The 13,584-nt window shown below is 72.7% G+C and carries 11 protein-coding genes; 3 read left to right on the top strand and 8 right to left on the bottom strand.

Annotation, left to right across the window (positions count from 1 at the left end):
* Positions 1–29: 29 nt before the first annotated feature.
* A complete protein-coding gene (gene cobN, locus ACZ466_RS08625) occupies positions 30–3,698 on the top strand; it encodes a cobaltochelatase subunit CobN (RefSeq protein WP_378282533.1) in 3,669 nt (1,222 codons plus the stop codon).
* A 4-nt stretch (positions 3,699–3,702) separates the two neighbouring features.
* On the opposite strand, the gene ACZ466_RS08620 is transcribed toward cobN, so the two are convergent.
* From ACZ466_RS08620 to ACZ466_RS08590, 7 genes are all read right to left on the bottom strand, one after another.
* Positions 3,703–4,725 carry a cytidine deaminase gene (locus ACZ466_RS08620; RefSeq protein ID WP_378282534.1) on the bottom strand — a complete coding sequence of 341 codons (1,023 nt, stop codon included), beginning with the start codon at positions 4,723–4,725 and terminating at the stop codon, positions 3,703–3,705.
* Complete coding sequence (locus tag ACZ466_RS08615) at positions 4,718–5,641, bottom strand: radical SAM protein (protein ID WP_378282535.1); 924 nt, start codon at positions 5,639–5,641, stop codon at positions 4,718–4,720. The genes ACZ466_RS08620 and ACZ466_RS08615 overlap by 8 nt, the downstream gene beginning before the upstream one ends.
* Positions 5,638–6,708 (bottom strand): AIR synthase related protein, encoded by a 1,071-nt coding sequence (locus ACZ466_RS08610; RefSeq protein WP_378282536.1) that lies wholly within the window; start codon positions 6,706–6,708, stop codon positions 5,638–5,640. Before ACZ466_RS08610 ends, ACZ466_RS08615 begins: the two co-directional genes overlap by 4 nt.
* Entirely contained in the window at positions 6,683–7,348 is a 666-nt protein-coding gene (locus ACZ466_RS08605; protein ID WP_378282537.1) for a GAF domain-containing protein, read from the bottom strand. The genes ACZ466_RS08610 and ACZ466_RS08605 overlap by 26 nt, the downstream gene beginning before the upstream one ends.
* Positions 7,349–7,777: 429 nt before the next feature.
* Positions 7,778–8,689, bottom strand: coding sequence for a CU044_5270 family protein (locus ACZ466_RS08600; protein ID WP_378282538.1), 912 nt, complete (start codon positions 8,687–8,689; stop codon positions 7,778–7,780).
* A complete protein-coding gene (locus ACZ466_RS08595) occupies positions 8,682–9,254 on the bottom strand; it encodes an RNA polymerase sigma factor (protein WP_378282539.1) in 573 nt (190 codons plus the stop codon). Before ACZ466_RS08595 ends, ACZ466_RS08600 begins: the two co-directional genes overlap by 8 nt.
* An 87-nt stretch (positions 9,255–9,341) precedes the next feature.
* Positions 9,342–10,175: an alpha/beta fold hydrolase gene (locus tag ACZ466_RS08590; protein ID WP_378282540.1), complete on the bottom strand. Its 834-nt coding sequence runs from the start codon at positions 10,173–10,175 to the stop codon at positions 9,342–9,344.
* A 103-nt stretch (positions 10,176–10,278) separates the two neighbouring features.
* On the opposite strand from ACZ466_RS08590, the gene ACZ466_RS08585 reads away from it, so the two are divergent.
* Together ACZ466_RS08585 and ACZ466_RS08580 are read left to right on the top strand one after the other, a co-directional pair.
* The gene (locus tag ACZ466_RS08585; RefSeq protein WP_378282541.1) at positions 10,279–11,061 is read left to right on the top strand and encodes a phytanoyl-CoA dioxygenase family protein; all 783 of its coding nucleotides are present in this window, start codon (positions 10,279–10,281) and stop codon (positions 11,059–11,061) included.
* 213 nt (positions 11,062–11,274) lie between these two features.
* Positions 11,275–12,429 carry a methyltransferase domain-containing protein gene (locus ACZ466_RS08580; protein WP_378282542.1) on the top strand — a complete coding sequence of 385 codons (1,155 nt, stop codon included), beginning with the start codon at positions 11,275–11,277 and terminating at the stop codon, positions 12,427–12,429.
* On the opposite strand, the gene ACZ466_RS08575 is transcribed toward ACZ466_RS08580, so the two are convergent.
* Positions 12,426–13,442: a hypothetical protein gene (locus tag ACZ466_RS08575; RefSeq protein WP_378282543.1), complete on the bottom strand. Its 1,017-nt coding sequence runs from the start codon at positions 13,440–13,442 to the stop codon at positions 12,426–12,428. The two genes, ACZ466_RS08580 and ACZ466_RS08575, sit on opposite strands and share 4 nt — an antisense overlap.
* Positions 13,443–13,584 lie beyond the last annotated feature (142 nt).

The raw sequence follows: 13,584 nt of genomic DNA, 5'->3' as shown, positions 1-13,584 counted from the left end.
GGCGCGGAGACCCCGGGGGAGGCTTGCCGATGATGCGTGCCCTGCTGCTGTCCACGGCCGACACCGAACTTCTCGCCGCGCGGGCGGCGGACGCGGGATATGTGACCGCCAATCCGGTCCGGATCGGGCTCGACGAGCTCGCGGCCCTGGCCGAGGGCGCCGACGTCGCCGTCGTGCGGCTGCTGGGCGGGCGCAAGACCTGGCCGGAGGGCGTGGAGCGGCTGCGCGGGCTGGGCCTGCCGCTGGTGCTGCTGGGCGGGGAGGCCGATCCGGACGCCGAGCTGATGGCGCTGTCGACCGTCCCGGCCGGAGTGGCGGCGGAGGCGCTGGACTACCTGCGCGAGGGCGGTGTCACCAACCTGCGGGAACTGGCCCGTTTCCTCAGCGACACGGTGCTGCTGACGGGTGAGGGGTTCGCGCCGCCGGTTCCGATGCCATCGTACGGTTTGCACGGCGAGCCCAGGGTGGAGCCGGGCCGCCCGACGGTGGGGGTCGTCTTCTACCGGGCGCACGAGCTGTCGGGGAACACGGCCTTCGTGGACGTGCTGTGCGAGCGCATCGAGGCGCGGGGAGCCAACGCGCTGCCGGTCTTCTGCGGGTCGCTGCGGGGTGCGGAGGAGGGGTTGCTGGAGCTGCTGGGACGGGCGGACGCGCTGGTCGCGACCGTCCTGGCCGGGGGCGGCGCGGTCGCGGCGGACGCGTCGGCGGGCGGTGACGAGGACTCCTGGGACGCGGGCGCGCTGGCCGGGCTGGACGTGCCGGTCGTCCAGGGGCTGTGCCTGACCTCCAGCCGGGCGGTGTGGGAGGCGTCGGACGGGGCGCTGACGCCGATGGACGCGGCCATGCAGGTCGCGATTCCCGAGTTCGACGGCCGGTTGATCTCGGTGCCGTTCTCGTTCAAGGAGGAGGGCCCGGACGGCGTTCCCGTGTACGTGGCCGATCCGGGGCGGGCGGACCGGGTGGCGGGGATCGCGGTGCGGCACGCCCGGCTCCGGCACCGGCCGAACGGGGAGAAGCGGGTCGCGGTCGTCCTGTCGTCCTATCCGACCAAGCATTCGCGGGTCGGGAACGCGGTCGGGCTGGACACGCCCGTGTCCGCGGTCGGGCTGCTGCGGGAGATGGCCGCCGCCGGGTACGACCTGGGCGGCGACGACGAGCTGTGGCGCGACCCCGACGACGGCGACCCGCTGATCCACCGGCTGATCGCGGCCGGGGGCCACGACGTGGAGTGGCTCACCGAGGAGCAGTTGAGCCAGGCACCGTCGCGGGTCCGGCTTGAGGACTACCGGTCCTGGTTCGAGGCGCTGCCGGGGCCGCTGCGCGAGGGCGTCCGGGAGCACTGGGGCGAGCCGCCCGGCGAGCTGTACGTGGACGGCGAGGACATCGTGCTCGCCTCGCTGCGGTTCGGGAACGTGATCCTGATGATCCAGCCGCCGCGGGGCTTCGGCGAGAACCCGGTGGCGATCTACCACGACCCCGACCTGCCGCCGTCGCACCACTACCTGGCCGCCTACCGCTGGCTGGACGAGGAGTTCGGCGCGGACGCGGTCGTCCACCTGGGCAAGCACGGCACGCTGGAGTGGCTGCCCGGCAAGGGCCTCGGGCTGTCGGACGGCTGCGCCCCCGACGCCGTCCTCGGCGACCTGCCGCTGATCTACCCGTTCATCGTGAACGACCCCGGGGAGGGCACGCAGGCCAAGCGGCGCGGCCACGCCACCGTCGTCGACCACCTGGTGCCGCCGATGGCGCGCGCCGAGTCGTACGGCGACCTGGCCAAGCTGGAGCAGTTGCTGGACGAGTACGCCACCGTCGCCGACCTCGATCCGGGCAAGCTCCCGGCCGTCCGGGCGCAGATCTGGACGCTGGTGCAGGCCGCCCAGCTGCACCACGACCTGCACCAGGACGAGATGCCGGACGAGTCGCAGTTCGATGACTTCATCCTGCACATCGACGGGTACCTGTGCGAGATCAAGGACGTGCAGATCCGCGACGGCCTGCACATCCTGGGGCGGCGGCCGGTGGACGAGGCGCGCGTCAACCTGGTGCTGGCCGTGTTGCGGGCGGCGCAGGTGTGGGGCGGGGTCGCGGGCGCGATGCCGGGGCTGCGCGCGGTGCTGGCCGCCGAGTTCGGCTTGGACGAGAAGGCGCTGCTGGCCGACCCGGGCCGCCGGGTCGAGGCCGACCTGTCCGCGCTGACCGCCCTCGCCGACGGCCCCGCCCGCACCGCCTCCGACGCCGTCGACCTCCTGGAGCGGCTCGCGCGCACGCTGGTCGAGGGCATGGAGGCCGCGGGCTGGGACGTCGCGGGCGCCAAGACCGTCTGCGACGGCGTGTTCGGGCGGGAGATCCCGGACGTGGTGCGGCTGCTGGAGTTCGGCGCGGCGGAGGTGGTGCCGCGGCTGGACGCCACGTCCGGGGAGATCGGCGCGGTGCTGCACGCGCTCGACGGCGGGTACGTGCCCGCCGGGCCGTCCGGGTCCCCGACCCGGGGCCTGGTGAACGTGCTGCCGACCGGCCGGAACTTCTACTCGGTCGACCCGAAGGCGATCCCGTCCCGCAACTCGTGGGAGGTCGGCGTCGCCCTCGCCGACTCGCTGATCGCCCGGCACCTGGAGGACACCGGGGAGTATCCGTCCAGCGTCGGCCTGACCGTCTGGGGCACCTCCGCGATGCGGACGCAGGGCGACGACATCGCCGAGGTGCTGGCGCTGATCGGCTGCCGCCCGGTCTGGGACGACGCCTCGCGCCGGGTCACCGGGTTCGAGATCGTCCCGGCCGAGGAGCTGGGACGGCCACGGATCGATGTCACCGTCCGCATCTCCGGCTTCTTCCGCGACGCGTTCCCGCACGTCATCGCGCTGATCGACGACGCGATCACGGCCGTCGCCGATCTGGAGGAGCCGCCCGAGGCCAACCACCTGCGGCGGCACGCGGCCGAGGACCACGCCCGGCACGGCGACTGGCGGCGCGCGACGTCCCGGATCTTCGGGTCCAAGCCGGGCGCGTACGGCGCCGGGCTGCTGCCGCTGATCGACGCCCGCAACTGGCGCGACGACTCCGACCTGGCCGAGGTGTACGCGGTGTGGGGCGGCTACGCCTACGGCCGGGGCCTGGACGGGCGCGAGGCCCGCGCCGACATGGAGTCCTCGTTCCGCCGCATCGCGGTCGCGGCCAAGAACCAGGACACCCGCGAGCACGACATCGTCGACTCCGACGACTACTTCCAGTACCACGGCGGCATGGTCGCGATGGTCCGCTCCCTCACCGGGAAGAGCCCCGCCGCCTACGTCGGCGACTCGGCGTTGCCCGACCAGGTGAAGACCCGCACCCTCGCCGAGGAGACGCACCGCGTGTTCCGGGCGCGCGTGGTGAACCCGCGCTGGATCGCGGCGATGCGGCGGCACGGCTACAAGGGCGCGTTCGAACTCGCCGCCACCGTCGACTACCTGTTCGGGTACGACGCGACCGCCGGGGTCGTGGACGACTGGATGTACCAGAGCCTCGCCGAGGAGTACGTCTTCGACGACGAGACCCGGGAGTTCATGGAGCAGTCCAACCCGTGGGCGCTGCGCGGCATCACCGAACGCCTCCTCGAGGCCGCCGAGCGCCGCCTGTGGGCCGAGCCGGACCCGGACGTCCTGAACCGCCTCCGCGCCCAGTACCTGGAACTGGAGGGCGACCTCGAAGCAGAGGACTGACGGGTCACTCGTATACGTAGCCCATGGGCATGAGGTCGCGGGCGCTCACCGTGACCAGTTCGCCTTCCCACCAGAAGGTGACGTCCGCGTCCGGCGCGAGTTCGGCGATGAACTGGCGGCACGCTCCGCAGGGCGAGCAGGAGCGCCCGTCGGGACCGGCGACCACGATGGCGGTGATCTCGCGGCCGGCGGTGCTCGCGGATCCCCCGAGCACCGCCGCGGTCAACGCCGCCCTCTCCGCACATATCGTCAGGCCGAACGAGCCGTTCTCGACGCTGCAGCCATCGAAGATCCGCCCGTCGGCGGCGACGGCCACCGCGCCGACCGGGTACGAGGAGTACCGGCAGTACGACATCCCCCGGTTCCTCAGCGCCCGCTCGTAGTTCTCCCGGGGGCCGGACGGTGCCGACCGCGTCGCGTGCGTCTTCGTCAACACGGCGACCGCCGGGTCACCGCCGAGTTCGGTGAGCAGTTCGCGCATGCGGCGGTCGTGCTCGTGTGCGAACTCCTCCCGTTGCTCGATCGCCGCGTTGATCTGGTCGCCGTAAGGGGGTGCCGGCGTGGTGAGCGACACGCCGAGCGCCTGCAGCCCTGCCACCGTTTCGTGCAGCGTCCGGTCGCCTGCGGTCTCTCTGGGAAACTCCACCTCGAGGAACGTGCCCAGGCCGTCCAGGTCGTCCAGGGCCAGCTCGGCACCCTTGAACGTGGAGGCACTGCGCAGCCGCCGGATCAGCAGTCCCGGCCGCAGGCCCATCGCGGTGAGCAGGCGCACGGCCGAGCCGGGCGCGTCCACGGCGAGGCCGATCTCCTGCCAGCGACTGTCGGGCAGCTTCCTCTTGTGCTCGATCCGCGCCTTGTCGCCGCTGAGACGGAGCCGGACGATCCAGCCGTCCTTGTCCATGGACTGGGCGCCGTGCGGGCCGAAGGTGATGTCGGTGAGCCGGATCGGGCTGGAGAACTCGATGGCGCTCTTCAGCGCTTCGGTCTCGGGCGCATTCAGCCGGAAACGCCGCTCGGTCTCAATCACGTGCAGTGTTCTCCCTTCGTCTGAGAACGGCGACCCGCATGCCGGAACCGGCACAGGACGCGCCGGCCGCGTCCAGGGCGCGGCCCAGCTGCCGCCGTCGCTGCTCCCGGTCCGCGTAGATCGATCCGAAGTACTGGGTCCTGCTGTCCAGGCAGCCGTGGATGAGCCCGGCCGCCGTGATGCGGACCGAACGCCTCTCTTTCCGCCGGGCCGTGCAGACGACCGGGCACCAGGGCGTCTGGAGCCTGATCACGTGCGCACCGCGCTGAAAGAACCACTTGTGGTCTTCCTGCCGGACGCCGGTGTAGCCGAGGCCGGTCAGCACCTCGGCCAGCGGAGCCAGAACCCGGCGCTGCTGATCGGGGTCGGTCACCTGGCACGGGCAAAGGATCTTGAGGGTGCCCTTCAGTTCGCGCGCCAGTTCTACCAGAGGGACGAGCCTGGCGGGCGCGCGGCGCAGGGGCCAGTAGGAGTTCAACGCGAACTCGACGCCGGACTCCGCGAGGAGCCGGCAGCTGGCGATGACGGCCTGGAAACTGCCCCGGGTCAGGTTCGCGTAGTCCTCTGCCAGGGCGGCGGGCAGGTTGACGCTGACGCGGAAGGGACGGCGTCCGGCCAGGCGCCCCAACGCGCCGGGATCGTTGGCGTTGGTGATCAGTGTCGCGTCGGTCACGCCCTGGGCGTTGACGGCCGCCAGATACTCTCCCAGCCGGGGATGCAGCGTCGGTTCTCCCCCGGAGAACTTCACCCGCACCTCTCCCCACGCCCGCAGATCGCCGACGATCTGGGCGATCTGGTCGGGCGTGGCCGCCAGCAGGGCGTCCCGGCCCGGCTGCCCCTCGTTGTGGCAGAAGACGCAGGCCAGATCGCACCGCTCGGCGAGCAGCAGGCGCAGCTCGATCGCCGGGGCGTTCACAGCTTGGCGCTCCGCATGACGTCCAGCCAGTGCTCGGTGCGGTCCGACCACGCCCAGCGGCGGAACTTCTCGTCCGAGGCCGCCTCGATCAGCGCCCCCGCGTCGTCGTCGCCGTAACGAACCTCGGGAGGGCCCGGCCGCGCCCTGGCCACGACGACGAAGTCACCGCCGGCCCGGCGGGCCGCCGCGCGAGCCTGCTCGGCCCGTTCCGCGGGGACGGCGTACATGTTGTTCCACACGTAACCAGGGCTCATCGCGAAAGCGCGCGTGCGGATGCCCAGGTGCGCCGCGACCGGGGCGACCGCGGCCTCGTCCACGATCTCGTCCAGCGCGTCGGGGAGCACGGTGAAGCCGACGGAGTTCGCCGTGGCGAGAATCCGCAGCGACGCACCGAGACCATCGGACAGATCGAGCCCGGCGGTGACTCCGGAGGCCAGCAGCGCGGCCGTCTCCGCGACGGGGAGCATGATGTCGTCCTCGCTCGCCGCCAGCAGTGCGCGCACGCCTTCGCCGACCGGCAGCGCGAAGTGCTCGACGAGGTGATGCCCCCAGCGGCGGCCCCACCTCCTTCCTCCGGCGAGCGTCACCCCCACCAGGTCGCCGGGCACGACCGGCACACGGCGGATCACCCGGGACGCCTGTGCCGTCCCGAGCCCCACGCCCACGGCCGAGAACGCGTCGCCTTCCTTGGTGTCGCCGCCGACCAGGTGGCAGCCGTACTCCCGGCACACGGCCTCGACCGACTCCACCAGGTCGACGACCTCCGCCGGGTCCGTGTGCCGCTCCACCTGGACGGCCAGCAGCATCGCCAGCGGTGTGCCGCCGGTGCAGATGACGTCCGAGAGCGTCTGCGTGACCAGCAGCCTCGCGCGCACTCCCGGCGCCGCGTTCTGCGCGAGGCGGTCCACCGAAACGATCAGCCGCAGCGGATCGGAGCCGTCCCCGAGCGGCAGGATCGCCGCGTCGTCGCCGACCAGCCGCCCGGACGAGGAAGTGTTGAGAATGGCCGCTATCTGGGCATGCAGTGCATATTCCCCCAGTTCAGCGAGGGAGTCGGGCAATTCCATCCGAACTGTGCCCTCTCATGAAGTAGCCGACCATTTCGGCGACTGATCCGAGGATGTCCTGCACTTTGCGGTCTCCCAAGCCCGATTCGGCGAGCTTGTGATCAGTGTCGAAGTTCACCGTACCGAAGGCCTCGCCGTTCTCGGAGCACAGCGGAAAGGCCAGAACCGATGCGACGCTGGGCCATATTCCCGCGATTTCGGCACCGTCCGGGCCGCGGGTTCTGGTGGCGTCGTCCAGATCGCCCGCGGACATCGCCTTGGTGGTCACGGCCCGTCCGGCGATTCCGAAATCGATCGGGACCTCCAGCGTCAACTCCGGATCCGTCCGGATGAACGCGCCGCAGACCGTGTATCGCTTGGTCCTGCTCTCGTCGACGATGGTCACCAGGCTGCGGTAGGTGACCCAGGGGCGCTGGGCGGCCAGCAGCGCCACCACGTCCCTCAGCAGGACCTCGCACAGCTCCTCGCCCTCGCGCCGTCCGTGCCGCGCGGTGAGCCGGGACCGCAGGGCGGCCGAGATGATCTGCAGGATGATGAGGACCAGGCCGATGGCGATCAGGACGTTGGCCCAGCCCAGGTCGACGGCGTGCCGGAGAAGTGACGAGGCCGACGCCTGCGGCGGTGCCCCCGCGGTCAGCATGCCCGTATAGATGGAGAGTACGGTCGCGGCACCGGCCGAGGCGCTTACCGAGATCCAGCCTTCATTTCGCGCGACCAGGCCGGGACGGCCACTCCGACCAGGCAAGATCGGTATCCCTCCGACCGCTGTCAGATCATGGTGTCATTATCTTAACAGCGTCAGTCGTGATCGAGCGGCCTTTCGGAGGCAGGGTTCGGACGTCGCTCCGTCCAGTCGAAGCGTGATGTCGAGGCGGTGACGCCGCGGTCGGCCATATGGGCGATCATGGTTGGACGGAGCGCCCGCCTGAGGCGGCGGGGGCGGGTGCGGGTGGCGCGTTCAGAGGGAATAGATCCACGGTCGCCGACTTGGCGCGCTCCAATTCTGGCAGGGGGTTTTCGCTCTGCCCGTTTACCTTGTTTCATTCACTATTAGAACGCACGGCCTCTTCTACCGGGGGAGGCGGTCGGTCCAGTGGGCGGTGACCGTGGCGGTGCCTCCCTGCCCGATGTGCATCTCGGCCCCGTCGGCCGTCATCAGGAAGCTGGTGCCGCTCACCTGGCCCGTCGCCATGTTCACCACCAGCCGCACCTGGTCGCCGTGCAGGGGGAGCAGCACGCCGCGCCCGCCGTCCGTCTCGCCGAGGTCTTCCACGCCGGGGGATTTCGCGATCGCCCGGAGCGCGGCGGCGCGGACTTTCGGCGGTGCGGGCAGCTGCGAGACCAGCGAGACCAGCGCCAGCAGCGTCTCCTGCTCCAGCCGGTCGGCGGGACGCCGGCCCGCGCTGTCCCGGGCGTCGCTGTTGCGGACGATGTCGGTGACCGCCGCCCTCAGCCCGGAGGGGCTCGTCGGCAGCCGCTCGATCCGCGCGACACTCAGGTCCTGCCCGGCCAGGACGAACGACGCCGGGAGCGGGGACTTCATCAGCCTGCCCTGCGTCTTGTCCCCGCGCATCCATTCCTGGCCGTCGCGCCGGGCCCACGTCTCGTAGCCGAAGGTGTCGGTCGTCATCTTGACGTACCAGTACGTCCCGGAACCGGCCGGTGCCCGCTCGGCCGCCGTGGCGGCCACGAGCAGGACCTGCCGCCCGGACGCCTGGCCCGACGGCGGCGGGCCGTCGACCGGGAGGGGCGTCGGCGCCGGGCCCGAGGAGACCGCGATCGCCGCCGCCGTGCCCGCCGCCGCCAGCGCGAGCCCGGCCGACGCGGGCCAGACCAGCTTTGGCCGCCTCCACGGCGGTCGCCGCACCGCCGAGGCGCGCGCCGTCCTGTCCTCCAGGCGCCGGCGGCTGCGCTCGACCGTGCCAGGGGACGGCTCCGGCGGGGCCAGCACGGCGGCGATCGTCCGCAGGTCGTCATCCATTGATTGCCTCCTGGTCGAGAACGTCGTGAAGCTTCGCGCGGGCCCGGCTGAGCCGGGAGCCGACGGTCCCCGGCGAGATGCCCAGCGCCTGGGCGACCTCCTCGTAGCCGAGCTGGCCCAGGGCCACCAGCAGCAGGACGTCGCGTTCGCCCTGGGTGAGCCCGGCCAGCGCCCTCGCCAGCGACGGCCGCAGGCGCCCCGCGGCGACCGAGGCGACGATCCGGCTCTCGGGCCCTTCGGCGGCGGGCTCGGGACCCAGCCGCGCCAGCGCCCGGTAGTGGCGGGCCTCCTTGCGCCGGTGCCGCGCCACCAGGTTGGTGGCGATGCCGAACAACCAGGGCCGCAGCCCGCCGCGCTCGGCGTCGAAGCGGTCCCGCTGGTCGAAGGCCAGGAGGAACGTCTCGGCGGCGATGTCCTCGGCCGCCTGCTCGTCCAGCCGCCCGGCCACGTACCGGTAGATGTCGCGGAAGTACCGGTCGTGGACGGTGGTGAACTCCTGCGGGTCCCGGCGGAAGCGGCCGGCCAGCTCGGCGTCCGCCGCCCGCTCGCCCACCCCTGCGGTCACGTACCGATCCCGGTCATGCGGAACCTCCCGGTGAGTGTTCGACTGTCACTCACACTTCGCCGCACGCCCGGTTCTTCTTCCCGTCCCTCAGGCGTCCAGGAAGGTGATCAGGGCGGCCGTGAGCTCGGCGGGGGCGTCCTCCTGGATGAGATGGCCGGCCCCGGCCATGGTGCGCAGGCGCGCGCCGGGGATGCGCGAGGCCAGTTCACGGCCCCGGTCCACGGGAACCCAGGTGTCGTCCTCGCCCCAGCACACCAGCACGGGAACGCCGATGGTCGCGTAGTTCTCCTGCATCGACCCGGTGTAGCGCTGGTCGTCCAGGCGCGCGGTGATCTGCCGGTAGAACGACGACTGGCCGCCGTCGGCGAGCCAGGGCGCGACCAGCGCCTCCAGCGTGGACGGGTGCAGGCCGGGGCTGCTGGCGGAGCTCACGTACTCGCGCACCAAGGCGCCGTGCACCGCGGGCGGGAGCCGCTCGAACACCGCGGCGTGCTCGCCCACCAGGGAGAAGAACGGGCTTCCCCAGGGCGCCAGGGAGACGGCGTCGACCAGGGCGAGCCGCCGGTACGGGACGCCGTGCAGCAGATGCGCGCCCAGCGCGACCGCGCCGCCGGAGTCGTGCGCCACCACCAGCGGCTCCGACAGCCCCCAGTGGTCGAGGAGCTCGGTGAACACCCGGCCCAGGGCGGCCAGCGAGATGTCCTGGCCGGGGGACTGCTCCGACGCGCCGTAGCCCGGCATGTCCCACACGTACACGGCGTGGTGAGGGGCGAGCGAGCGCGCGATGCCGCGCCAGATGTAGGACGAGAACGGAGTGCCGTGCAGCAGCACGACGGGTTCGCCCTCCGGCTCGCCGAGACGGTCCCAGCGGACCGTCCCCGATGTGCTGCGGTACGTCCTGCCCAGATTCCATTCCGGCACGACCGCCCTCTCCTCTCCTTGACGTTCATTGGTTCCCGGCATACCCAGCCGCGGGAAAGAAAAGGGTTGGTGGTGAGGGCGGCCCGCCCGCCATCCTGTGATCATGTTCGACGACGCGCAGGTGAACGCCTTCATCGAGGACGGCTTCGTCCGGATCGGAGACGCCTTCCCCCGGCGGCTCGCGGACGAATGCCGCGCGATCATCTGGCGGGACCTCGGCGCCGACCCCGCCGATCCGGCGACCTGGCCGCGGCCGGTGGCCGCACGCCCGGACCACGCGCAGCCGCCGTTCGCGGCCGCGGCCAACACCCCGCGCCTGCACGCCGCGTTCGACGCCCTCGTGGGCGAGGGACGCTGGACGCCGCGCACGAGCCTGGGCGGCTTCGTGATCCGCTTCCCCGGCGACGAACCGGCCGCCGTCGACGGCTGGCACGTCGACGTCAGCTTCCCCGGCCCCGGCTCCGACCCGCACGACTACATGACCTGGCGCGCGAACGCCGCGTCCAGGGACCGCGCGCTGCTGATGTTCTTCCTGCTCTCGGACGTGGGCGAGCACGACGCGCCCACCCGCCTGCGCGTCGGCTCCCACCTGGACGTGGCGCGCGTCCTCGAACCCGAGGGCGAGGACGGCCTGGACGCCCGGGAACTGGCCCGGCGCGCCGAGGCCGCCACCGCGCACCGTCCGACGGCGTACGCCACGGGCCGTGCCGGAGACGTCTACCTGTGCCACCCGTTCCTGGTGCACGCAGGCCAACCGCATCTGGGACGGGAGCCGCGCTTCCTGGGCCAGCCGAAACTCGCCCCGTCCGAGCCGATCCGGCCCGACCGCGCGGAGGGGGCCCGCTCACCCGTCGAAACCGCGATCAGGCGCGCCCTCGGACGGTGACCGCGGCCCTGCTCGGGGGCGGGGCCGGCCCACTGGGCGGCCGTCCAGGCCATGGTCCGGGCGGACGGCGACGTGGAAACCGTGCGTCTCGTCCCTTTCCCGGCGCGGTGGCCACACACGGTTAGAATGGAGTTGCGAATCGTAGCGGTGAGCTCCAATACCGCTGGACAAGAAGGACGATGACAACAGCGGCGGCGGTGGTAAGAGGGGCGCATGAACTCAGTTGCCGGGGATGTGGACGTGCGGATCGCGGCGCTTGCGGATCGCCTTTCCGCGGCCGGTGACCTGACCCGTCCCGAATGGCGGCGGGCGATACACCAGGCGCCTCGTCACCTCTTCGCCCCTGACCGGGCGTGGTGCGTCGCGGACGGGCCGGGGGAGGGGCACGCCATCGATCGGGCCGCCGACCCCGACACGTGGTGGGACGGGGTGTACGCCGACGCGGCCGTCATCACGCAGGTGCGCGACGGCGACGGCGACCCCGCCACAGGCCAGGGGCCCTGGACGTCGTCGCTGTCGGCGCCCGGACCCGTCGCGGCTTTCCTGGAACTGCTGGCTCCCCGCGACCACGACCGCGTCCTGGAGATCGGCACCGGCACGGGCTGGACGGCGGCGCTGCTGACGGCCCGGCTCGGCCCCGGACGCGTCACGTCCGTCGAGGTGGACGAGGAGGTCGCGAAGCAGGCGGCGGCCAATCTGGCGGCGGCCGGGTTCGTCCCCGCCCTGGTGACGGGGGACGGCGCGGAGGGCGCACCCGAGGGAGCCCCGTACGACCGTGTCCACGTGACCTGCGGCGTGACGACCGTGCCCTACGCCTGGGTCGAGCAGACCCGGCCCGGCGGCGTCCTGGTTCTTCCCTGGATGCCCGAGTTCGCCGGGGGCCACAAGACGCGCCTGACGGTGACCGGCGACGGCCGCGCGGTCGGGGGCTTCCACGGTTCGGTGTCGTACATGATGCTGCGCGCGCAGCGCGGGCGGGGAGTGCCCGCGCCGGGCGACGGTACGGAGTCGGGTACCAGGCTCGACCCGCGTACCGTCACCGGCGACTCCGACGGCGCCGATGTCGCGATCGCCGGGATGCTGCCCGACGTGCTCGGCGTCGAGCGGACCACGGTGGACGGCCGCTACGCCCTGGTCCTGGCCGACACGGCGGGCACGTCGACGGCCACCTGCGAGCACCGGCCGGGCGCCCGCGAACACCTCGTCCGCCAGAGCGGCGACCGCCGGTTGTGGGACGAGGTCGCCGCCGCCTACCTGCGCTGGGTGAGCTGGGGGAGCCCGGGACGCGAGCGGTTCGGCCTCACCGTCGGGCCGGAGGGCCAGCAGGTATGGCGCGACGACCCGGCGAACGTGCTGACCGCTGCTTAGCGGTCGCAGACGCGGCGTACGAGCGGGGACGCGCCGGTCGGGCACGCCGCCTTCGCGAGCCGTGCCGTCGTGGTGCGGTTCGAGGCCGCGGGGAGCTCGGTGATCGTCCCGTCCGGCCCCCAGCGGAGCGCGCGGTACTGCTCGCCCACCTTCGCGTGGCCCACGACGGCACCGGAGTCGTTGATGCCGGCCGCCTCGCTCCGGGCGGCTCCGGGCAGTGTGCCGAGGTCGGTGATCGTCCCGTTCGCGTCCCAGCGCACCGCCCGCGTCGTGCCGTCGGACGCCTGGGACACGCCGACCGCGACGCCGGCGCCGTTGACGTCCAGCGCACGGCTTTCGACATGCCCCGGGAGTGCGCCGAGGACGGTCACGCCTCCGCCCGGCGACCAGCGCACCGCCCGGTCGGCGCCGGACACCGTGACCTGGCCGACGACGGTGCCGGAGTCGTTGATCTCGTTCGCCACGGCCTCGGTCTGTCCCGGGACGAGAGCGAGGGCGGTCACGCGCCCGTCAGGCGCCCAGCGCACCGCCTGCCAGGCACCACTGGAGTTGGACGCCGTTCCGGCCACGGCACCGGATTCGTTGACGCCGGCCGCCCCGGCCGCGTCCCCGCCCGGCAGGCCGGGCAGGACGGTGGGCCTGCCGTCGGTGCCCCAGCGCACCGCGTCGTCGCCCGCCCAGCCGACCGCTTCCCCGGCCGAGTCGACGTCCAGCGCGCTGCTGAGACCGGTGACGTTCGCGGCGTCGAGATCGGTGATCGTCCCGTTCGCGCCCCACCGGACCGCGTGGGCGACGGCGCCCGTGGCGGCGATCCCGACGGTGACGCCGGCGTCATTGACGCTGTGCGCCAAGGCCGTGCGGGGGCCCGCGAAGTCGGGCAGGACGGTGATCTGCCCGCCGGTCTCCCAGCGCGCCGCGCGGGACGTCTGGCCGGCGATCACACCGCTGTCGCTGATCCCGTACGCGATCGCGTAGGTCTCGGCCCGCGACGCGGCGCCGGCGGTGGCGGTCATGCCACCGACCAGGGCGGCCGTCCCCAGGGCCGCGCATGCGGATCGCAGGCTCCTGCTCGCTACGGTTGCCAGTGCCCTCTCCCTCCGTGCGGTATGACGGGTTCGCTGGGCTGATCTTTCAGCACCGGAGATGACCGCAGCA

It is taken from the genome of Actinomadura rugatobispora, from assembly GCF_055379765.1.
The sequence above is the reverse complement of the archived record's forward strand: the minus strand, read 5'-3'. Positions and strand labels throughout refer to the sequence as shown.

Bases quoted from the DNA above. Each gene is read 5' to 3' on its own strand.
- ACZ466_RS08600 (WP_378282538.1), bottom strand. From the start codon at position 8,689: ATGGATGACGACCTGCGGACGATCGCCGCCGTGCTGGCCCCGCCGGAG.
- ACZ466_RS08575 (WP_378282543.1), bottom strand. From the start codon at position 13,442: ATGACCGCCACCGCCGGCGCCGCGTCGCGGGCCGAGACCTACGCGATC.
- ACZ466_RS08585 (WP_378282541.1), top strand. From the start codon at position 10,279: ATGTTCGACGACGCGCAGGTGAACGCCTTCATCGAGGACGGCTTCGTC.
- ACZ466_RS08610 (WP_378282536.1), bottom strand. From the start codon at position 6,708: ATGGAATTGCCCGACTCCCTCGCTGAACTGGGGGAATATGCACTGCAT.
- ACZ466_RS08580 (WP_378282542.1), top strand. From the start codon at position 11,275: ATGAACTCAGTTGCCGGGGATGTGGACGTGCGGATCGCGGCGCTTGCG.
- cobN (WP_378282533.1), top strand. From the start codon at position 30: ATGATGCGTGCCCTGCTGCTGTCCACGGCCGACACCGAACTTCTCGCC.
- ACZ466_RS08605 (WP_378282537.1), bottom strand. From the start codon at position 7,348: ATGCTGACCGCGGGGGCACCGCCGCAGGCGTCGGCCTCGTCACTTCTC.